This window comes from Bradyrhizobium sp. 139, assembly GCF_023074175.1.
Lineage (GTDB): Bacteria > Pseudomonadota > Alphaproteobacteria > Rhizobiales > Xanthobacteraceae > Bradyrhizobium.
Genome location: NZ_JADPKS010000024.1, coordinates 111,064 through 131,907, shown reverse-complemented (window position 1 = coordinate 131,907; position 20,844 = coordinate 111,064). Strand labels below are relative to the sequence as shown.

The following is a 20,844-nucleotide window of genomic DNA, read 5'->3' as shown; positions in this document are numbered from 1 at the left end:
CGCTTGCGGGGAGAGGTCGCATCGCATCGTCTAATCCTGGAGGCACGATATGCCGCGGCATTGCTTGCTGCGCTGGGCCTGACCTTCGTGGTGACCGGCATTGCCGGCGCGAAAGCCGAGGGATCCAGCGACGTCGCGCCGGAACACTGCGCGTGGCGATGGCCGTCGGCCCCGCTGCGTCGGCGTTCTGGACGACGCGTGATCCGTTCACCGAAAAGCCCCGCGGCAGCCGAGTTGATCGGAAAGAGTGAGGTGATGCAATCGAACCGGGGTGGTCGTGGTCGTCCCCAACGGCAAGGCTGCGGCGAAGCTCTGGGCCGCGCATTTCCTCGATGAGGTAAAGGCGGACAGCACGGTGCGCCGCGCGCTCGACGGCAACGGATTCACCGGCGACAAGGTTGCGCCGTAGTCGCCTCGATCTGCCTGCTCCGGGGCCTCGCCCTTGTATTGCCGGAGTTCCATCGGCGATTGCCGCGTGTTGGGCAATGAACAGACCTCCTGCGGCCATATTTGAGCATGAGTGATCTCCCGTGAGGGAGGCGCTCCTATGAAGAAAGCTATGATTATGGCCGTCGTGATGCTGGCTGGCGTGCCTGCAAGCGCCATCGCGCAGGAGCGCGCTGGTGCCGCAGCGCTGGGAGCCCTGTCAGGCGCCGTCGTGTTGGGTCCGATCGGTGCCGTCGCGGGCGCGGTGGTCGGTTATACCGCAGGACCTTCAATCGCCCGGTCCTGGGGCGTGAGAGGTTCGCACTCGGCGAGACATCGGCAGCCGCCGCGCCGCGAGGCGTATCGCGCAGCCACGAATGGCGCTCCGCCGCGCACACGCGAGGCGATGGATGCCAGCGGCCAGATGAGAGCTGCCAGCAATCCGCCGGTTCAAACCGCGCCCGCGGTGCAGCCTGTTCAGGCTGCTCCTGCGGTGCCGGCGCAGACTTCGACGCCCCCCGTTCAGGGATTCGACTGAAGTTATCCTACGCCGCGGTCTTCCGCCGCAGCCGGTCGACCGTCCGCGCGATCAGCGCGGCGACTTCGCCGACTTTCGGGCCGATCCGAAACTCCGGCCCGGCGACCACGACCGACAGTCTGCGATCGCTGATCGGCAGCGGGATCGCGGCGCCGGCGAGGTCGCGGCTGTAATCGCCAAAACTCTGGCAGTAGCCGCGCGCGATCGAATTGCGCAGCTCCGCCTCCACGGCCTCGATGCTGATCGGTGTCGACGGACCATACTGCTTGAATTCGATCTTGCGATAGACGGAGTCGCGCTCTTCCTGCGAATATTGCAGCAGCAGCGCGCGGCCGCTGGCGGTGGCGTGGATCGGCACGCGATGGCCGATGGTGGCGAAATAGCGGATGGCGGCCTGGGACTCGACGACGTCGATGAACACCGCCATCACGCCCGCCGGCGCTACGATGGAAGCGGTCTCGCCGGTTTCAGCGGAGAGATCGGCGATCAGCGTGTGCGTCCAGGTCGGCAGCGGCTCGACCTCGGAGATCATCCGCGCCATCGCGAGCCAGCGCGGCGTCGGATAGAAGCCGGCACGTGGCCGCGGTTCGTAGAGGTAGCCCTTCTCGGAGAGCGTCGCGAGCAGGTTGAAGGTCGACGAGCGCGGCCAGCCGAAATGATCGGCGATCTCCGCGAGGGTCGCCGGCTTCCTCGCTTGCGCGAAGAATTCCATGATCTCCAGAACATTTGCGGCTTGGCGAACGATCATGGCGAGGCTTGCGTCCTGATCTAGGGCTGGCCGAGGATCTTCTTCGCGGCGCGAAGATGCGGCTTGTCGATCATCTGGCCGTCGAGACGCAGTGTGCCGGAGTTCGGATTGTTCGCGAACGCCGCAATCACCTTCTCCGCCCAGATGCGTTCGGCATCCGTTGGCTCGAACGCCGCATTGACGATGTCGACATGCTTGGGATGGATCAGCGCCTTCGCCGAAAAACCGTCGCGACGCGCGGCGCGCGTTTCCTGCTCGAGGCCTGCCAGATTGTCGATGTCGGTGTAGACGGTATCGATCGGCGCGACATCGGCCGCGGCTGCCGCCATCAGGCAGAGATCGCGCGCAAGACGATAGGGACTGTGGAACACGCCGCCCGAAGCCTTCTCCGTTGCGCCGAGCGAGGCGGAGAGATCCTCCGCGCCCCACATCAAGCCTGCGAGGCGGGGGGAGCAGCCCTTGTAGCTGCCAAGGCCGAAGATCGAGCCCGCGGTTTCGGTGGCAACGCAAATGATGCGGGTCGCGCCGACCGTGATGCCGGCCGCGGCTTCCAAGGCTTCGAGCCAGGTTTCAACCTGGCGCACGTCATCGCCGCCTTGCGATTTCGGCAGCACGATGCCGTCGGGCGCGCCCGGCGTGACCGCGGCGAGATCGGCGAGGGTCATGCCGGTGTCGAGCGCGTTGACGCGGACATAGAGCTGATGCGGGCCGCGGCGACCCCTGAGCATCGCGAGTGTCAACCCGCGCGCCTCTTCCTTCCTCTCGGTGACGACGGAGTCCTCGAGGTCGATGATCAGCGCGTCGGCCTTGCCTTCGCTCGCCTTCTCGAATTTGCGCGGGGAATCGCCCGGCACGAACAGCATCGAACGCATCAGACCGGCCTCTTGTGCATCATCGCCATGCGCCGGCATTTGCCGACGATCTCGTCGTTCTGGTTCAAGGCGTGGTGCTCGAACTCGACGATGCCCGCCTTGGGGCGCGATTTGGATTCCCTCAACGAAAGCACCTTCGTCGTCGCCCGCAAGGTGTCGCCATGGAAGACCGGTTTTGGAAACGTGACGTCGGTCATGCCGAGATTGGCAACGGTGGTACCCATGGTCGTATCATAGACCGTCATGCCGATCATGATGCCGAGGGTGTAAAGGCTGTTGAAAATGCGCTGGCCAAACTCGGTCTTTGCAGAGAAATGCGCGTCGATGTGCAGCGGCTGCGGATTGAGCGTCAGCAGGCTGAACATGGTGTTGTCCATCTCCGTGACCGTCCGGGTCAGCGGATGCCTGAACTCCTGGCCCACGGAAAAGTCTTCGAAATAAAGTCCGGCCATCGCGGTTCCCTCCCTATATCCTGCGATTTGGCCAGCGCTGCCTTTAGGGCGGCGCGGCCACGTGAACTGCTTTCTTCTCTGCAAGCTGCTCGATCTCCTCAGCCGAGAACCCGGCCTCGCGCAAGATGTCGCGGCCATGCTGGCCGAGCGTCGGCGCGGGACCGGAGGCTTCCGGCTGGGTCACGCTCCATGTGGAGGGCACCCGCATCTGGCGGATGCGGCCCTCCACGGGGTGATCCACCGTCTTGAAGAAATCGATCGCCTTGAGATGCGGGTCCTCGAGGATCGTTTCCAGCGTATGCATCGGCATCACCGGAATGTCGGCGTGCTCCAGCAACGCGCGCCACTCCGCGCTCGTGCGTGTGACAAAGATGTGGCCGATTTCTTCGTAGATCTCGTCGATATGTTTCGTGCGCGCGGCATGGTTGGCGAAGCGCGGCTGATCGAGAAAATGCGGCTGCCCGATCGCCTCAAAAAAGCTGCGCCAGTGCTTGTCGTTATAGATGAGGACGCAGAGATAACCGTCGCTGGTCTTGTAGGGCCGGCGATAGCGCGAGAGCAGGCGGGCATAGCCGCCATGATCGAGCGGTGGATCGTAGGTGAGACCGCCGAGATGATCGACCAGCACGAATTCCGTCATCGATTCGAACATGGGCACGTCGATGCGCTGGCCCACACCTGTGCGCTGCTGATGCATCAGCCCGCCCATGATTGCATTGACCATCATCAGGCCGACGATGCGATCGGCGATGGTGACGGGAACGTAGCGCGGCGTGCCGTCGCCGGCGGCCGCGAGCAGTGTCGGAATAGTGGCGGCGCCCTGGATCAAGTCGTCATAAGCGGGTTTTGCGGCATAGGGGCCGGACTGGCCGTAGCCGAATGCGCCGACATAGACGAGGGCGGGATTGATCTCGCGAAGTGTCTCGTAATCGAGGCCGAGCCGCGCCATCGCCTGCGGGCGCACATTATAGACGAGCGCAGCGGCGCGCTTTGCCAGCCGCAGCAGCGTGTCGCGCCCCTCCTTCTTCTTCAGGTCGAGCACGATGCTGCGCTTGCCGCGGTTGGCGTTGAGGAACATCCCGCCCATGCCGGGCGTGCGGCCGGGACCGATCTGGCGGACGATGTCGCCCTCGGGACTTTCGACCTTGATCACGTCGGCACCCATGTCCGCCAGCACCTGAGTGCCGTAAGGGCCCATCAACACCGAGGTCAGGTCGAGAATGGTGAAGCCGGCGAGCGGTCCCATGAGGCCTCGTTGGATGAATTCATAGCAGTGGAGTTAGAGTTCATAAAAGCTCGATGTCAATTCGCCGGCCTCAGCTTGTCGCGCATGGGCCTATGCTTAGTTCATATACTTGACAGATAAATTCACCGATATGTACACTTTCTTCAAGCAAGAAATGGAGCGAGGGCCGGTCGGCTGGCGGCGAAAGGCTGCCGTCTTCGGCATGGGGACGCGCCAAGGAGAACGAAATGAAGAAGAACCTGGTCCGGGCTGCCGCAATGCTCGCTCTCTCGCTGCCGGTCTCGACAATGTCGGCGCAGGCGCTGGAGCTGAAGGTCGCCGACTCCTTCCCCGCCGACCACTATCTCGTCCGTCTGATGCTCAAGCCGTGGATGGACGACGTCGCCAAGCGGACCAACGGCGCCGTCACTTTCACCCATTATCCGAACCAGCAGATCGGTAAAGCCACCGACATGTTGCGGCTGACCCAGTCCGGCGTGGTCGACATCGGTTACATCGGGCCGTCCTATGTGTCCGACAAGATGCCGCTCTCCGAGGTCGCGCAATTGCCGGGCGCGTTCCAGACCAGTTGCCAGGGCACGCTCGCTTATTGGAAGACTGCGCGCGAGGGCATTCTCGCCAGCCGCGAATATGCGCCCAACAAGATCAAGCTGCTGATGGCCGTGGTGCTGCCGCCCTATCAGGTGTGGACCGCGAAGCAGAAGGTCGAGACGATCAAGGACTTGCAAGGCCTGAAGCTGCGCACCACGGGCGGCGCACAGGATCTGACCGTACGTACGCTCGGCGCCGTGCCGGTGCGCATGGCCGCGCCGGACGCCTATGAGTCGCTGTCCCGCGGCACGATGGACGGGCTGTTATTCCCCATGGACAGCGTCGTCGCCTATGGCCTGGACAAGCTCGTCAAGCATGCGACCGAAGGAGTGAGCTTCGGCAGCTTCATCGTCGCCTACTCCATCAACCAGTCGGTCTGGGACAAATTGCCGGACGACGTGAAGAAGGCAATGGACGCGGCGTCGGAGGCGATCACGCCGAAGGCGTGCGCCGACGTCGACAAGGAGCAAGACGTGACGCGGCAGAAGATGAAAGACGAGGGCATCAGCTTCACCGCGCTTCCGGACGCCACGCGCGCGGAAATGAAGGAAAAGCTCAAGGGCGTCGCGCAGGAATGGGCGGCAGGGCTGGACGGTCGCGGCAAGCAGGCCTCCTCCGCGCTTAGGGAATTCGAGGGCTTGCTTGCCGCCGGCGGCACGAAGTAGCGCGGCAGGTTCGCAGCGGAATGGAGACGTCAGAGATGATCAAGCGGGCAGCGGACGTGCTCGGCGCGATGGAGCGCGCGTTGACGGTGATCGCGGCGATCTCTCTCTTCGCGATCATGGCGCTGGTGGTGGCCGACGTGTTCATGCGTTACGTCCTGAACAGCCCGTTCTCCTTCACCTACGACCTGATCGGGCTCTATCTCCTGGCCGGCGTGTTCTTCCTGACGCTGTCGGACACCTTGCGCGTGCACGCGCATGTCGGCGTGGACATCCTGCTGTCGCGCTTTCCGCCAGCGGGCGGGCGCCTGTCGGAGATCGTCACCGCGCTCACCGGATTGTTCGTCTTTGGCCTGATCAGCAAGGTCGGGTTCGAGCGCGCGCTCGACAATTACGAGCAGCACGATGTGCTCGCCGGCGCCATTGCGTGGCCGACCGGGATTTCGGCCGCCCTGGTGCCGTTCGGCTGCGGCGTGCTCGTGCTGCGGCTGGCGTTGCAACTCCTCGGTAACGTGCTCAGCCTCCTCACCGGACGTGATCTCTTTCCTTTGCCGCCTGTGAACGAGACCGGCGAAGCCCACACCTTCGAATAACGGCGGTATCGATGTCAGTCATTCTTGTGCTCGGGCTGCTTTTTTTCCTGCTGGCGATCGGCACGCCGGTCGGTTTCGCCATGGGCTTCGCGGGTTCGGTCGGCCTGCTGATGGTCGGCGGCACCGGCACGCTGTTCGGCATTCTCCAGACGGCGCCGCTCTCAACGGTCTCGTCCTATGAACTGATCACCATTCCGATGTTCCTGCTGATGGCGGACCTCGTGCTGCTGTCCGGCGTCGCCGACGACATGTTCAAGACGGCGTCTGCCTGGGTCGGCCGGATTCCCGGCGGCCTCGGCATGGCGACGGCGCTGGCCGGCGCCGGCTTCGGTGCGATCTGCGGCACCTCGACGGCGTCCGCCGCGACGCTGTCGTCAACCAGCCTCCCGGCGATGATCCGCCAGGGCTATGAGCCAAAGATGGCGGCCGGTGTCGTCGCGATCTCGGGAACGCTGGCCATGCTGATTCCGCCCAGCGTGGCGCTAGTGATCTTCGGTCTGCTCGCGGAGGTCAACATCGGGCAGCTCCTGATCGGCGGCATCATTCCAGCGGCGCTCGTGACCGCCACGATCATGGCAACGATCCTTTTCCTGGTCTGGCAGGACCCGTCGCGGGCCCCGCGTGTCGAGCCGGTGCCGTGGCGGGAGCGGTTCGCATTGCTGTGGCAGGTCGGCCCGATGGCGCTGCTGTTCTCGCTCGTCACCGGCACCATCTATCTCGGCGTGGCGACGCCGACGGAAGCTTCGGCGCTCGGCGCCGCAGGAGCGCTGGGGCTGGCCGTCGCCAAGGGCAGGGTGACCCCCGGCTCGCTCTACAAGGCGCTGCTCAGCGCATGCCATGGCACCTGCATGATCGTGACGATCCTGGTCGGCGCCTCGATCTTCGGTTACTTCTTCACGCTGACCCATGTCACGCAGGACCTGGTCGCCTGGATCGGTTCGTTGGAGACCTCGCGCTGGGTCATCATCACGCTGATCCTGTGCGGCTACATCGTGCTCGGCTCGTTCATGGACCAGATCGCGATCCTGGTGTTGACGGTGCCGATCGTGCTGCCGCTGATCAAGACGCTCGGATTCGATCCGATCTGGTTCGGCGTCATCAAGATCGTCACCGCCGAGGTCGGCATGATCACGCCGCCGGTCGGTCTGAACTGCTTCATCGTCGCCCGTTATGCCAAGCGGCCGGTCGCGGAGGTGTTCCACGGCACCTTCCCGCACTTCATCGCGCACCTGATCGCCATCGCGATCCTGGTGGCGTTTCCGTCCATCATTCTCTGGCTGCCCTCGCAGATGGGACGCTAGCACGCCCGGACCGTGGCGGCTCCAATCAAGGAGATCAACAACATGGATTTCGCGCTTACCGATCAGCAGGAAGCCATTCGCGACGCGATCGCAAAGATCTGCGAAGGCTTTCCCGACGCCTACTGGCTGAAGAAGGACCATGACGGCGGCTTCCCGCACGACTTCCACAAGGCGTTGGCCGATGCCGGCTGGCTCGGCATCTGTGTCCCGGAAGCCTATGGCGGCTCGGGGCTCGGCATCACTGAAGCCGCGATCATGATGCGCACCATCGCGGAATCCGGCGCCGGCATGTCCGGCGCATCCGCGGTGCACATCAACGTGTTCGGTCTCAATCCCGTCGTCGTGTTCGGCACTGAAGACCAGCGCAAGCGCATGTTGCCGCCGATGGTCGAGGGCCGCGAGAAGGCGTGCTTTGCCGTCACCGAGCCCAACACCGGCCTCAATACCACCCAGCTCAAGACCCGCGCCGTCGCCAAGAACGACCGCTACATCGTCAACGGCCAGAAGGTGTGGATCTCGACCGCGCAGGTCGCGCACAAGATTCTGCTGCTGGCGCGCACTACGCCGCTGGAGGAGGTGCGCTCGCCGACCCATGGCCTCAGCCTGTTCTATACCGATTTCGACCGCAACAAGATCAAGGTCCACGAGATCGAGAAGATGGGCCGCAAGGTCGTCGATTCCAACGAGCTGTTCTTTGAGGATTTCGAGATCCCGATGGAGGACCGCATCGGCGAAGAAGGCAAGGGCTTCCAGTACATCCTCGAAGGCATGAACCCCGAGCGCATCCTGATCGCGGCGGAAGCGGTCGGCCTCGGCAAGCTCGCGCTGTCGCGCGCGACCGAATATGCCAAGACGCGTGTCGTCTTCAACCGCCCGATCGGCAAGAACCAGGGTATCCAGCATCCGCTCGCGGTGAACTGGGTCGAGCTCGAGGCGGCTTGGCTGATGGTGATGTCGGCGGCCTGGCAGTACGACAAGGGCATGCCCTGCGGCGCCGCGGCCAACGCCGCGAAATATCTGGCGGGTGAGGCCGGCTTCTCGGCTTGCGAGCAGGCGGTGATGACCCATGGTGGCTTCGGCTACGCCAAGGAGTTCCACGTCGAGCGTTATCTGCGCGAGGTCCTGATCCCGCGCATCGCGCCGGTCAGTCCGCAGCTCGCGCTCAGCTTCATCGCGGAAAAGGTGCTGGGGCTAGCGAAGTCCTACTAAGGTCGCGCGGATAGTTCGGCAGGATTGCCATGAACCTCGCTCATCATCTCCTGCGTGCCGCCAAGGCTGATGCGTCCGCACCGGCGTTATTCAAGGGGCTGACGCCGGTGGCTGACTACGGCCGGCTCGCCACAACGGTCGCGTCGATAGCCGCATCGTTGCAGCAACGCTTTGACCTAGCCAAGGGCGAGCGTGTCGCGCTGCTGATGAAGAACGTGCCCGACTACGTCGCCTGCCTCTATGCCTGCTGGCATGCCGGGCTGATCGCCGTCCCCATCAATGCAAAGCTGCATCCGCGTGAGATCGCGTTCATTCTCGACAATTCGGGTGCTGCGGTCGTGTTCGTGACAGAGGATATGGCTGGTGTCGCGTCGGAAGCGCTGGAGCTCGGCACGGCAAAGCCGCGCATCGTCGAAATCGGCTCGGCCGAACATCGCAGCCTCGAGAAGGCCGAAGGCATCGCCATCGCCGATATCGCGATCACCGATCCCGCCTGGATCTTCTACACCAGCGGCACCACCGGTCGGCCGAAGGGCGCGGTGCTGAGCCATCGCAATCTGCTGGCGATGTCGCTGAACTATCTCGCCGAGGTCAATCCGGTCGTCCCAGGCGAAGCGCTGCTGCATGCCGCGCCGATGTCGCACGGCTCAGGCCTCTACATGGTGCCGCACGTGCTCGGCATGGGCGCGCAGATCGTTCCGGAGAGCGGCCGCTTCGAGCCGGATGAGATTTTGGAGCTGACGGCAAAGCGCGACGGCGTCTCCTTCTTCGCCGCGCCCACCATGGTGCGTCGCCTGACGGTCGCGGCAGAAGCGGCAGGTGCGACTGCGCCAGGGCTGAAGTCCATCATCTATGGTGGCGGCCCGATGTATGTCGCCGATTGCAAGGCGGCGCTTGCCGTGTTCGGACCAAAACTCGCGCAGATCTACGGTCAGGGCGAGACGCCGATGAGCATTACTTACTTGCCGAAAGCCATGCATATCGATGCCGGGCATCCGCGCCAGGAGGAGCGTCTGGCCTCGGTCGGCATCGCGCAAAGCGTTGTGCAAGTCCGCACCGTGGATGACGCCGGACGAGACGTCGCGCCAGGTGAGGTCGGCGAGATCATCGTGCGGGGCGACACCGTGATGTCCGGCTACTGGAAAAATCCTGAGGCGACTGCGAGCACGCTGCGCGACGGCTGGCTCTACACCGGTGACATGGGCGCCTTCGACACGGACGGCTTCCTCACGCTGAAGGACCGCTCCAAGGACGTCATTATCTCCGGCGGCACCAACATCTATCCGCGCGAGGTCGAGGAGGTGCTGCTGCGGCATGAGGCCGTCGCCGAGGTTTCAGTGATCGGCCGGCCGCATCCGGAATGGGGCGAGGAGGTGGTGGCGGTCGTCGTTCCCGTCGCGGGACGGACGGTCACGCGCGCTGAGCTGGACCAGATGTGCAATGCCTGGATCGCCCGCTTCAAGCGGCCGAAGCATTATTACATCACCGGCGAGCTGCCGAAGAACAGCTACGGGAAGATCGTGAAGACGGAGCTGCGGACGCTGCTCGGCGAGTCCTCCGTTCGCCTTGCGCCGATGGACTGACGCGGCAATGCCCGAGCGCACGGCACCGGTCGACTTCTCCAGCCTGATCCGCGAGGGCGATCTCGTCGTGTGCGGGCAGGCGACGGCGGAGCCGGTCACCTTGACCGAAGCGCTGATGGCACGGGCGGGGGACTTGCCATGCTTTCGCATGATGATCGGCCCGGTGTTCTCCGACACATTTTTCGCAGCCTGCGCGCCCAACGTCTCGTTCCAGAGCTATGGCGTGATCGGTAATGCGCGGCGTCTGGCAAAAGCCGGACGGCTCGACGTGATCCCGAGCAACTATAGCGCCTTCTGTTCCGATTTCGCCGCGCGCCGCCATCAGGCCGATGTCGTTCTGGTGCAGCTCGCGGAGTCCGAGGGGCGGCTGAGCGCGAGCCTCTCCAACGACTATGTCATCGATGCTGCGCGCGGCGCACGCCTCGTCATTGCCGAGATCAACCCGGATGCACCCTTTACGTTCGGAGCGGAATGGCCCGAGGGCCTGACGATCCATGTCCGCGTGCCGGCCCGCCGTCCACCCGTCGAATTCGCTTTGCCGCCGCTTGATGAGGTGTCGCGTCGTATCGCCGCCAATGCGGCGAGCCTGATCGCCGACGGCAGCACGCTCCAATTCGGCGTGGGGCGGATTCCGGATGCGATCCTGTCCTCACTGTCCCATGCGCGCAATCTCGGCATCCATTCCGGCCTGATCAACGATGCCGCCGTCGACCTCATCGCGCGGGGCGCGGTAACGAATGCGGAGAAGGGGATCGATCCCGGTATCACCGTCACCAACCAGGTGATCGGGACGCAGCGGCTCTATCGCTTCGTGCACGAGAACAAGGCCGTCGCGGTGCGGCCAGCGTCATACACGCATGGCCAGGGCGTGCTGGCGCGGATCAACCGGCTCGTCGCGATCAACTCGGCGCTTCAGGTTGGGCTCGATGGCAGCGTGAACTCCGAAACGCTGAATGGCATTGCGGTCGGAGCAATCGGCGGGCAGCTTGATTTCGTGCGCGGAGCCAATGCCTCGCCCGGGGGCAGGGCGATCATCGCGCTGCCGGCGACGGCATCCGACGGGACCAGCCGGATCGTCACTGACGTCGAGACGGTGACGACACCGCGCGCCGACGTCGATGCCATCGTTACCGAATGGGGTATCGCGGAGCTGCGCGGCTGCGGCCTTGCCGAGCGTGCGCGGCGCATGATCGCGATCGCGGCGCCGGGGCACCGCGACGCGCTGTCGGCACAGCTCCGCGGGTCCCTGCGCTAGCTCAGTTCATCATTGCGAGCGTCGGACGCTGGCTCTCGCTGGATTCGATGATGCCGGGGAGATCCGCCGCCTCGCCGGCGATCATGCCCGACATTCGCCAGAACAGATGGGCGAGGCGGGAGAACACCAGCCGCTCGCGTTCGGCAGGAACGGTGCTGTCCGGGACTGTCACGGTTTCGAGGCCGACCACTTTCTTGAAATCCGGCCAGATCGTCATCGACTGCGCGATCACGGAGTAGCACCGCGGATCGTCATCGCTCTCGTCGGGCGCGGGCGGCAAGCCTGGATATTGCACCGGCGCCGCGTAGAACTTGTAGGCGCCATAGCCGAGCTGGAGCAGGAATTTTTCGGAGATGGCGACCTCGTTGGCAAAGGACACCAGGCGCGCTTCGCTCAGCACGTCCGGATCGATTGCGCCGAGGTCGTTTGCGCGCAGTGCCGAACAGAAGGCGAGCTCGCGATTGTGCTCGCGGAGCAGATTGGCCAGCGGTTGCTGCTGTGGGACGGTATCGGTGAGCAGGATGATGGTCTTGAGCATCGCGTAATGTCCGTCAGGGGAAGAGGTGGCGGGCGGTCAGGGCCGCATCGTCGGCCGCGTGGTGAGCGAAGAAGTCGTTGGCGATGCGCTGCCCCGGCGCGATCTCCAGGATGCGGTGGCGCGCCAGTGCTGCGGCATCGCGCGCGATGCCGACATCCTCCTGCCAGGCGCAGAGCGACAGCTCGAGCCGGCCGTATCCGCCGCAATCGGCGGCGTAGGCGCCGGTCACGGCTTCCACCGTTGCGGCGACCGCGCCCGCGTCGCTGGCCGAAACGTCGCGCAGGACCACGGCGATGCCGTTGGCGGTCTCGGGCTTCGCGGTCATGACCATGAAGGCATCGCGGGCGCCGGTGCGGCCGGCGCGGCGGGCGGAGCGCACGATGTTTGCAAAGGCCGGATCGGGCCCGAGCTCCATCGTCGTCGTCTGTTGGTCATGCAGGATTGTGGCGCGCATCGCGCCGAGATCGCCCTTCAGCGCGTGATAGGACCGCGGCAGCCACACCGTGTCGAGCGGCACCTGCGAGGAGGTCAGGCTCCAGACCTGGTCGAGCAGATAACCTTCCCAGATCGCAGGATACGACGCGGCGAGCTGCTGCCACGCGCGCAACAGCATTTCGGCGCGCTCGGTGCGGCCGAGATAGAGCGTGCGTGCCGACATCTCCCAGCGATTCCACTTGTGGAGCGCGACGTCGCAGCCGAGGAAGGACGGTAGCAAAGGCTGCTCCCGTAGCGCGGCGCCGGCTTCGACGAACAGCAGCGGTTCGCGATATTTGTTCCACATCCGCATCATGAACTCGGCCTTTTCGAAGCAGAGGAGGCGGTCGCTGAACTCCGTCTCGATCGGTTCGATATGGCAGGCGAGATCAAATCGCTCGAGCGAGTGCCGGAGCGCGAAGGCGGCGGTTGCGTCGCCGCCGCGCGGATAGCAGGACACAATCCGCGGTCGGAGGGTGGAGGCATCCGCCGCGGTGAGGAATTTCGACCAGCCGATGCCGCCCCACCACATCTCGTGCGGGCCGTCCGCGCCGCAGGGGCTGACGGTGCCGAATTCGGTCAGCTTCGATTTGAGGAAGTCGAAGCCGGGATTCTCGCTTCTGGGAATGACGACGGCGGAGCCGGGCGTGAGCGAGCGGTAAAACAGCTCGGCCGCCGCGCCACTCAGCGGCTCCTTGAGGATGATGACGCCGTTTCGCCGGCTGTCCGGCAGATCGTCGAGCGTCGGCGCGCCGTACTCGCCGACCAGCCAGTCCAAGCGATCGCGCTGGGACCGGCCGAGCCGGATACCGCCGGATTGCAGCAGCCGATCAAGCTTTTCGTGTGTCCCGTCTGTCAATTCCGTGCCCCTCACGTCACCAGCCCTAGGACTTCAACGACTCGAGTGGTGCGATCAGGCGAACTATTTGGGATTGGAACCGAGTGGTGCGATTGCCACGGAATAGATCGCAATGTTCTGCGTCATTGGCGCGACCGGGATCAGCAGACAACCGTCCTCGGTCTCGGCGCGATAGTGGTCGCCGTTCCTCTGAATCCCGGCACAAACCAGACTTTCAGCCGCGATCCCGAGCACCTCCTGGCTCTCGGCGGCGTCGCGGACGTCGTCGGCAGTCTGGATGGTTACACCATGCAGCAGGCCTTCAGCGGCAAACTTCGGCAGCGGCAGTGCGATCATGGCGATGCTCATCGCGCGCGAGACCGGAATGCGCACGCGCAACTCGCCGAGCCCGGTGCGGTGGACGGTCACCCTCTCCAGTGTCGCTTCGCCATTGGCGTGGAACAGCCCGACCTGTATCGGGCCACAGGGGCGTTCCTCGAAGACGTCGGCCGGCAAGCGGTTGGCGCCGAACAGCGTGTAGAGATAGGCGTGGGATGGCGACAGGCGCGCAAAGCTGCCTGCGAGCCACATCGGCGGCGCGGCCGACGTGCAGGCTGCGGAAAGGCCGCGGGCGGTGATCTGATTGCGGACGAAGTCGGCGTCGATCATCGGCGCCAGCGCATGCGTGCCGAGATTGACGTCGTGCTTCAATTCGCCGAGCAGTGCCAGTTCGCCGTCATCAGGCAGAAGCAACAGCCGCACCAGCGTCGCCATGCACCAGCGCGCGGCGACGTCGGGCGCGGCATAGGGGTCTAGACAAAAGTCGAGCGCGACATCCTCCGCGCTCGCTGCAAAGGCGAGGGCGCCAGCCTGGATCTCCGCGGCGAGCGCGATCTGGCTCGCTGGGCGCGGATTGACCTCACGCAGCACCTGGTCGCCGTCATAATCGCGCACCGAGCCGTCGGCCGAGCAGCAGATTTGTTCCAGCAGCGCAATGTTGCGGATCAGCATGCGCTTGACATGGGGCGTGACCACGAGGTCGGAGATGAATCCTTCCGCGCTGTCCTCTTCGGCGATGTCGTCGAAGGCGTCGTCGAGAGAGAGTAAATAAGCACCGTGGAGGCGGATATTGAGGCCTTCCATGTCGAAGATGCGGCGCAGCGCCTTCTGTGCGCTGCCGGAATAGCCGAGATCGGCGAGCACGAGGTCGGTGCAGTTGTCAAAGCCGGGAATCATGTGCCGTAGATAGGCGAGCAGCCGCGCGCGCAAGGACGCCGCCAGCTCGACGATCTCGCCGGCGTCCATCAGTTCGGGAAGTGCTTTGGCAAGATCCTCGCCGGGGGCGATCCCGTTAGGGAAGCTCGCGAAGAAGGCTGCGACCTTCGGCGGCATGATTTTCACGATGTCGCGGAAGGTCGGCGCGTCGATCTTGAAGATCTTGCTGAGGAGATCGAGCAACGGCCGCATCGTATCCGCTGAGGCGATCAGGCTTACGCGGCGATTGACCTCGATATAGGCCGACGTCATGCCGTGCAGATTCTTCCAGATCCGGTGCGGCAGAAAGCCATCGCGGCCCAGGAAGCCGAGCGCGACCTTTCGGTCGGGACCGGACACCTCTTCGCAACGCCTGGCGATGAAGCCATCGAATGCGGCCATGACCGGGCCGAGGACGGTCAGCCCCAGATGGAAGGCTGGAGATTTCTCGGCGCTGCGGGAGACGACCATGCGCCGTAGCGTTCGCGCACCATGATCAAGCCGCGACGGCGCGCCGGCACACAACAGTTCGAACAGCGCCGTTTCGCGCTGAAACCTGGAGGCCAGTTGCGCGGTCGCCTGCGGATAATAGCGGGGTTGGATGCCGTGGCGCTTTGCGCCCCTGATGTCGGCCTTCTCGTTGTCGCCGACGTGAAAGGAGGTCGCCGCGTCGATGCCCTGCTCAGACAGATATCTGGCAAACATCGTCTCGCTCTTGCTGCTGCCGTGGTCGCAGGACGCGTAGAGGAAATCCCATGTCAGCCCGGGACGGCAGGCTCGCAGCAGCCGTGCCAGCCGGTCGGAATCCCAATAAGTGTCGGAGATGAATCCGACGCGGTGACCGGCGCGCTTCGTGTCCAGATATTGCCGAAGCATGTCTGGATTGGCGCGACAAAGCTCGATCTCGGCTGCGAACTCCGATTCGACCAGACCGTTCAGATCAGGGCGTGTGAGGCCGAACAGCCTGAACGGAAAATAGGAATAGATCTCTGCGATGTGGACTTCGCTCGCGCCGCGCTTCTCGTTCGCGGTTCTGCGTGCACGTGCTTCGGCCTGAATTCGATGCTGAACGAAACTCACGGAAACATTCGGACAAGTTCTTGAAATACCCGAAAGCTCGTAAGTCCTTTCAAATACACCATCTGCCGTCGTGCAGGCGCGAAGCAGAAATGTATCGAAAACATCGAACGACCAAGCAGAAACAATTTGCGCGCGGGGCTCGAGCCCGGCCATTGCGATCTTCATGCGACAATTCCCCGTCCACCGGGAGGATTAACGTGCGCATGCGGGGAGTCAGGCGCCACAACAGCGAAAAAACTGCGCGCACGATTCGAAATCGCATTCGTCGCGACTGACAGATTCAAAAAAATCGCTAGGTTCGAAAAAGGTGATTCGGAAAAAATTGCCGAGTGCAGAAATCGTCTCGCGTTCGTTCACACTCCGAAACAATCGCTTCTTCACGCGCCAGGCGCGTGTCGCGTTCGATCACCTAGTGCCGCGTAATGTCAGCATTTTCTTCCGAGTGCATCTGTTCAGGATGAATGATCCGCCATGGTGCGAGACGATGTGATGATTGCAAGGTGTGATGGGCGAGAGGCGCGCGCAGTCGGCAATTATTGCCCGATACTCGGCAAAAGAGTCCGGATAACGTCTTGAAAAATAACAAAAAATCTCCGCCTGGATCGTTTTGGTGCCGCGTTCAACGCCTGGAAGCCGTGTGGCACGTGCGCTGCCGGCATTGCGGGTTGGAGGTTGCGGGATGAGTTACGCTGCTGATGTCTGGGCTCCCGCCGGGACCGGGATCACGACGACGGCGCCGGTCGATGCGATCGTACCGGTGATGCCGTCGGTGCCGCTCGCGCCGGACAGCGCTCCTGTCACCACCGATGTCGTCTACGACGAGGACAGCGAGCTTCTGGACAAGCTCGCCACCGGCGACGAAGCCGCGTTCCGCCTGCTGGTCGAGCGTCACATCGACCGCGCCTATGCGATCGCGCTGCGCATTGTCGGCAACGCGGCGGACGCCGAAGACGTGGTGCAGGACACCATGCTCAAGATATGGAGCCATCGCGGTCGCTGGCAGCACGGCCGCGCCAAATTCTCGACCTGGCTCTACCGCGTCATCTCCAACCGCTGCATCGATCTGCGCCGCAAGCCGCGCAACGAGAATGTCGAGACCGTGCCGGAAGTCGCCGACAGTCAGCCCGGTGCCGTCGAGATCATCCAGCGCAACGAGCTGAACGGCATGCTGGAGCTCGCGATGCAGCGCCTGCCCGAGCAGCAGCGCATCGCCGTGATCCTGTCCTACCACGAGAATATGAGCAACGGCGAGATCGCCCAGGTGATGGACACCACGGTGGCTGCCGTGGAGTCGCTGCTCAAGCGCGGCCGTCAGCAGCTTCGCCAGCTGCTGCGCAAGCACGAGCGCGACATCCGCACCGCGTTTACCGATTGCTAACCATAAAATTCGGCTCGCGAAAAGTTTCGCGCCTGATCTGCTTGCGCTCCGTCGTTTGAGCGAACGGACGGGGCTGCGGTCTGCGTCGTCAATCGTCTTCAACGATGCGGCACGCCATGCCCATCAGCACAGGAGCTTCACATGCCCGCAATCAGTACCAATACCGCCGCCAACGCCGCGGTCCGCTATCTCAACATCAACTCCGCTCAGGAGAGCAGCTCGCTCTCGAAGCTGTCGAGCGGTTCGCGCATCACCTCGGCATCCGACGACGCCGCGGGCCTTGCGATCTCCACGCGCATCTCCTCGGACGTCACCACGCTGCAGCAGGCCGCGACCAACGCCTCGCAGGCCAACGCGATCCTGCAGACAGCCGACGGCGGCGCCTCGAACATCTCCGACATTCTCGCGCGCATGAAGTCGCTGGCCTCCGAATCGGCCTCGGGCACCACGACCGACTCCAGCCGCGCCTATATCCAATCGGAATTCTCGCAGCTCAACGACGAAATCGACTCGATCGCGACCGGCACTCGTTATTCCAGCCAGAGCCTGCTCGATGGCACCAGCGTATTCTCGTCCGGCGTGTCCGTGCTGGTCGGCTCGGACGGCTCCGACACGATCACCATCACGCTGACCAGCCTGACGGCGTCGTCGCTCGCCGTCACCTCGCTAGACGTCAGCACCCAGTCCGGCGCGACTTCGGCGCTCGACGCCCTCGATACCGCGATCGACACGGTCTCGGCCGCACGCGCCTCGATCGGTGCTCAGGAATCGCGATTCAACTTCTCGTCGGATTCGATCTCGACCCAGACGCAGAATCTCCAGTCGGCAAACTCCGCGATCAAGGACGTCGATATCGCGGCCGAGCAGTCCAAGCTGTCTTCGGCCGAGGTGAAGACCCAGGCTGCCGTGTCGGCGCTGGCTGCCGCCAATCAGATGCCGCAGTACCTCCTCAAGCTCTTGGGCTGATGATCAACTGACCGGGCCGGCATGATGCCGGCCCGGCCCTCTCTGCCAGGGGCGGCCAAGCAAAGTGACCAGCGTCAGTTCGAGCACCAGCAGCACAAGTTCCTCGGGCGCGTCGGTCACGACGAGTGGGACCACCAATTCGAGCAGCATCGATTGGTCGGCGCTGATCCAATCCGCCGTCGACGCGAAGACCGCGCAGGCGACGACGATATCGACCACGATTACGAACAATGAGGCCAAGATCTCGGCCTATCAAACGCTCCAGAGCGATCTGAAGACGCTATATTCGGGGCTGGCGTCACTTTCGACCGCGGTGGTCAACTCGCTGTCCACCAGCGCATTTGCGACGCGCACGGCGAGCATCAGTTCCACCGGCGACGTGAGCGCCTCGTCGGCGCTCTCCATGACCATCAAGAGCGGGGCTGCGATCGGCGACCACACGCTGACGATAAGCCAGCTCGCGACCGCGCAGAAGGTGGTCGGTGCGTCGCAGTCGAGCCAAACCGACGAGCTCGGCTACTCCGGCACGTTTTCCATCGGTCTTGAGGGCGGCAGCACCGCCGACATCAGTGTCACCGGCACGATGTCGCTTCAGGACGTCGTCGACACCATCAACGCCCAGACCTCGACAACCAACGTCCAGGCGTCGATCGTGCAGGTCTCCAGCGGTTCGTACGAGATGGTGTTGACGGGTATGGAGGACGCCGCCGATATCACCTATTCGAGCACGTCCGGCGACGACATTCTGAACGAGCTCGGTGTGACCGACAGTTCGGGGAGTTTCGCCGACGTGCTCCAACAGGCGCAGGCTGCCGAATTCACGCTCGACGGCATCGCGATGACCCGCAACACCAACGACATCGCGGACGTTTTGAGTGGGGTCACCTTCAGCCTGCTGCAGGAGACGCCGGACGGAGCGACGCTGAACATCAGCATCGAGACTGACACCAGCCAGATCGAATCGGCGCTGGAGACGTTCGTCACCAACTACAACGCTTTTCGCGACGAGGTCATTGCCCAGCAGGCGACCGGCACGGACGGTACGGCGTCCTCGAGTGCGGTGCTGTTCGGCGACGGAACCATGCGCGACATCATGGATCAGCTTCAGGGTGCACTCAACAGCACCGTGAGCGGTCTGACGATGGCTGACCTTGGATTGTCCTTCAATGAGAGCAATGAGCTCGAGCTCGACACCTCTACGCTGTCGGATATCCTGAGCACCAATCTGAGCGGTGTGACCACCCTGTTGTCGGCTCAGACGACGACGTCGTCGAGCCAGCTCAGCGTCGTCAATACCGGAACCTCGCCGCAGTCCTTCACTCTGGATCTGACGGTCGATTCCTCCGGCAATCTCAGCTCGGCCTCGATCGACGGCGATTCATCGCTCTTCACCGTCAGCGGCACCACCATCATCGGTGCCTCTGGTTCGATCTATGCCGGCATGGCCTTCACCTATAGCGGCTCGACCTCGCAGTCGATCACGGTGACGTCGACCTCGGGCATTGCAACGCAGCTCTATCAGATCGCAAAGAACTACGCGTCGTCGTCCGGCGCGCTGCAAACGCAGATCACCAGTCTGACGACGCGCGATGACGAGCTCCAGCAGAAGGTCGACGACATCAACAGCGCGGCGTCGACGCTGCAGTCGCGGCTTGAGACGCAATACGCGAAATACCAGGCCGCGATCGAGAGCGCCAACAGCACGCTCACTTACCTCAAGGCCCTGCTCAATTCCAGCTCGAGTGATTGATGATGCATAATCCGATGGCGTACATGGCCAACCAGGCCTATCGGGGAGCCGCGACCAGCGTGCCGCCGCTCAAGGCGATCTCGATGCTGCTTGGCGGTGCGATCACCTTCCTCCAGAAGTCGCAGGCGGCGCAGGAAGCGCGGCGCTTCGAGGAGGGGCACGTATACCTGATGAAGGCGACCGCAATCCTGCGCGGGCTCAGCCACAATCTCGATTTCACCAACGGCGGCGCGGTGGCCGAGCGGCTGTTCCAGACCTACAACGCGATGATCCTGGCGAGCCTCAAGGCTTTCGGCCGCCCACATGCGCGCGAAAGCTTTGGGCGCATCGTCGCCGGGCTGACCGAGCTGCGGGAGGCTTGGGAGCACGTCGACGCGACGTTGCGCAGCGGCAAGGCCGTGCCGGCCGATTCGGCCCGCAGGGGCTGAAAGCGTGGGCTGCCTGATTCCGGAGCGCGCCGGCGATTCTGCGGCCGGTCGTTGCGGACGCTTTCCGTAGTGCTGCGGGCGGTTTTGGCGCCCAAACGTGCCGAAATCCAGTTTCCGCCGCGCCAGCAATGCTTTATGACGTGCCCTGACCGAGGCGGGACCGGCGGGCGATGGACGTCACCGAGTTTGAGGAACTGATCGATCGACTGGGCGAGGATCTCTCCCTCTGGCCCGACGATCGGCGTTTGCCCGCTGAAGAGCTGCTGGCGCGCTCGTCCGCTGCGCAAGCCCTGCTGGACGAGGCGCGCGCCTTGCGTCGTGCGCTTGCAGCGCCTCCGGTCCGAGCGCCCGCAGGCCTGGCCGACCGCATCGTCGCCGTCGCTGCGAAAACGAAAAGCGATACCGCCGAGCCGCGCACGGAAGGCGAGACGGCGGGGAGCTGAACGGGTCTTTCTCCGACTTCTGAGGTTCGCGTCTCCACCTCGCCTCGCTTGCGGGGATAGGGAGCGCACTCGCGCCGCAACAAATCAAGCTGACATCACGCTCTTCTAACGCATGTACGCGGCAGATTTTGCCGTGTTGAAAGCCATTTTCGCGCGCGTGAATCCCCGCCTGAATCCGCGCGCCCACCCGTTTCATCAGCACACAGATTTCAAGCGCGC

General features: G+C 63.9%; 21 protein-coding genes. 13 read left to right on the top strand and 8 right to left on the bottom strand.

From position 1 onward, the window contains the following. Positions 1-271: 271 nt before the first annotated feature. Positions 272-409 carry a hypothetical protein gene (locus tag IVA80_RS06960; protein ID WP_247427117.1) on the top strand — a complete coding sequence of 46 codons (138 nt, stop codon included), beginning with the start codon at positions 272-274 and terminating at the stop codon, positions 407-409. A gap of 138 nt (positions 410-547) precedes the next feature. Further along, positions 548-964, top strand: a complete 417-nt coding sequence (locus IVA80_RS06955; RefSeq protein WP_247427114.1) for a hypothetical protein — start codon at positions 548-550, stop codon at positions 962-964. Between the two features lie 7 nt (positions 965-971). On the opposite strand, the gene IVA80_RS06950 is transcribed toward IVA80_RS06955, so the two are convergent. From IVA80_RS06950 to IVA80_RS06935, 4 genes are read right to left on the bottom strand one after another with little or no spacing between them, the layout of a single operon-like run. Beyond that, complete coding sequence (locus tag IVA80_RS06950; RefSeq protein ID WP_247427111.1) at positions 972-1,712, bottom strand: IclR family transcriptional regulator; 741 nt, start codon at positions 1,710-1,712, stop codon at positions 972-974. A 20-nt stretch (positions 1,713-1,732) separates the two neighbouring features. Then, positions 1,733-2,584 (bottom strand): CoA ester lyase, encoded by an 852-nt coding sequence (locus IVA80_RS06945; RefSeq protein ID WP_247427108.1) that lies wholly within the window; start codon positions 2,582-2,584, stop codon positions 1,733-1,735. Then, positions 2,584-3,063 carry a MaoC family dehydratase gene (locus tag IVA80_RS06940; RefSeq protein WP_346347974.1) on the bottom strand — a complete coding sequence of 160 codons (480 nt, stop codon included), beginning with the start codon at positions 3,061-3,063 and terminating at the stop codon, positions 2,584-2,586. Before IVA80_RS06940 ends, IVA80_RS06945 begins: the two co-directional genes overlap by 1 nt. Before the next feature lie 16 nt (positions 3,064-3,079). Continuing rightward, positions 3,080-4,282, bottom strand: a complete 1,203-nt coding sequence (locus IVA80_RS06935; RefSeq protein WP_247427106.1) for a CoA transferase — start codon at positions 4,280-4,282, stop codon at positions 3,080-3,082. A gap of 227 nt (positions 4,283-4,509) precedes the next feature. Between IVA80_RS06935 and dctP the strand changes: the two genes are divergently transcribed. The 6 genes from dctP to IVA80_RS06905 are packed head-to-tail and all read left to right on the top strand — an operon-like array spanning position 4,510 to position 11,476. After that, entirely contained in the window at positions 4,510-5,538 is a 1,029-nt protein-coding gene (dctP, locus tag IVA80_RS06930) for a TRAP transporter substrate-binding protein DctP (protein ID WP_247427104.1), read from the top strand. 35 nt (positions 5,539-5,573) lie between these two features. After that, positions 5,574-6,128 carry a TRAP transporter small permease gene (locus IVA80_RS06925; RefSeq protein WP_247427101.1) on the top strand — a complete coding sequence of 185 codons (555 nt, stop codon included), beginning with the start codon at positions 5,574-5,576 and terminating at the stop codon, positions 6,126-6,128. 11 nt (positions 6,129-6,139) lie between these two features. After that, on the top strand, positions 6,140-7,429 hold the full coding sequence (locus IVA80_RS06920) for a TRAP transporter large permease (RefSeq protein WP_247427099.1): 1,290 nt from the start codon (positions 6,140-6,142) through the stop codon (positions 7,427-7,429). 42 nt (positions 7,430-7,471) lie between these two features. Beyond that, positions 7,472-8,638 (top strand): acyl-CoA dehydrogenase family protein, encoded by a 1,167-nt coding sequence (locus IVA80_RS06915; protein WP_247427097.1) that lies wholly within the window; start codon positions 7,472-7,474, stop codon positions 8,636-8,638. A 29-nt stretch (positions 8,639-8,667) separates the two neighbouring features. Beyond that, positions 8,668-10,221, top strand: a complete 1,554-nt coding sequence (locus IVA80_RS06910; RefSeq protein WP_247427094.1) for an AMP-binding protein — start codon at positions 8,668-8,670, stop codon at positions 10,219-10,221. Between the two features lie 7 nt (positions 10,222-10,228). Then, positions 10,229-11,476 carry an acetyl-CoA hydrolase/transferase C-terminal domain-containing protein gene (locus tag IVA80_RS06905; RefSeq protein WP_247427092.1) on the top strand — a complete coding sequence of 416 codons (1,248 nt, stop codon included), beginning with the start codon at positions 10,229-10,231 and terminating at the stop codon, positions 11,474-11,476. A gap of 1 nt (position 11,477) precedes the next feature. Here the strand turns inward: IVA80_RS06905 and IVA80_RS06900 are convergent, their stop codons facing one another. The 3 genes from IVA80_RS06900 to IVA80_RS06890 form a co-directional block, all read right to left on the bottom strand. Beyond that, positions 11,478-12,014 (bottom strand): hypothetical protein, encoded by a 537-nt coding sequence (locus IVA80_RS06900; RefSeq protein ID WP_247427089.1) that lies wholly within the window; start codon positions 12,012-12,014, stop codon positions 11,478-11,480. A gap of 13 nt (positions 12,015-12,027) precedes the next feature. Next, positions 12,028-13,347, bottom strand: coding sequence for a hypothetical protein (locus IVA80_RS06895; RefSeq protein WP_247427087.1), 1,320 nt, complete (start codon positions 13,345-13,347; stop codon positions 12,028-12,030). Between the two features lie 63 nt (positions 13,348-13,410). Continuing rightward, on the bottom strand, positions 13,411-15,825 hold the full coding sequence (locus IVA80_RS06890) for a hypothetical protein (RefSeq protein ID WP_247427083.1): 2,415 nt from the start codon (positions 15,823-15,825) through the stop codon (positions 13,411-13,413). 514 nt (positions 15,826-16,339) lie between these two features. Between IVA80_RS06890 and IVA80_RS06885 the strand changes: the two genes are divergently transcribed. Beyond that, positions 16,340-17,038: an RNA polymerase sigma factor gene (locus IVA80_RS06885; protein ID WP_247427080.1), complete on the top strand. Its 699-nt coding sequence runs from the start codon at positions 16,340-16,342 to the stop codon at positions 17,036-17,038. 141 nt (positions 17,039-17,179) lie between these two features. Further along, positions 17,180-18,004, top strand: coding sequence for a flagellin (locus IVA80_RS06880; protein WP_247427078.1), 825 nt, complete (start codon positions 17,180-17,182; stop codon positions 18,002-18,004). Between the two features lie 3 nt (positions 18,005-18,007). On the opposite strand, the gene IVA80_RS06875 is transcribed toward IVA80_RS06880, so the two are convergent. Next, positions 18,008-18,223, bottom strand: a complete 216-nt coding sequence (locus tag IVA80_RS06875; protein WP_247427208.1) for a hypothetical protein — start codon at positions 18,221-18,223, stop codon at positions 18,008-18,010. Between IVA80_RS06875 and fliD the strand changes: the two genes are divergently transcribed. The 3 genes from fliD to IVA80_RS06860 all read left to right on the top strand — a co-directional run bounded on the left by fliD (position 18,153) and on the right by IVA80_RS06860 (position 20,625). Next, on the top strand, positions 18,153-19,754 hold the full coding sequence (gene fliD, locus IVA80_RS06870) for a flagellar filament capping protein FliD (protein WP_247427195.1): 1,602 nt from the start codon (positions 18,153-18,155) through the stop codon (positions 19,752-19,754). The two genes, IVA80_RS06875 and fliD, sit on opposite strands and share 71 nt — an antisense overlap. Further along, on the top strand, positions 19,754-20,182 hold the full coding sequence (locus tag IVA80_RS06865) for a flagellar export chaperone FliS (RefSeq protein WP_247427076.1): 429 nt from the start codon (positions 19,754-19,756) through the stop codon (positions 20,180-20,182). Before fliD ends, IVA80_RS06865 begins: the two co-directional genes overlap by 1 nt. Before the next feature lie 170 nt (positions 20,183-20,352). Further along, positions 20,353-20,625: a hypothetical protein gene (locus IVA80_RS06860; RefSeq protein WP_247427074.1), complete on the top strand. Its 273-nt coding sequence runs from the start codon at positions 20,353-20,355 to the stop codon at positions 20,623-20,625. Positions 20,626-20,844 lie beyond the last annotated feature (219 nt).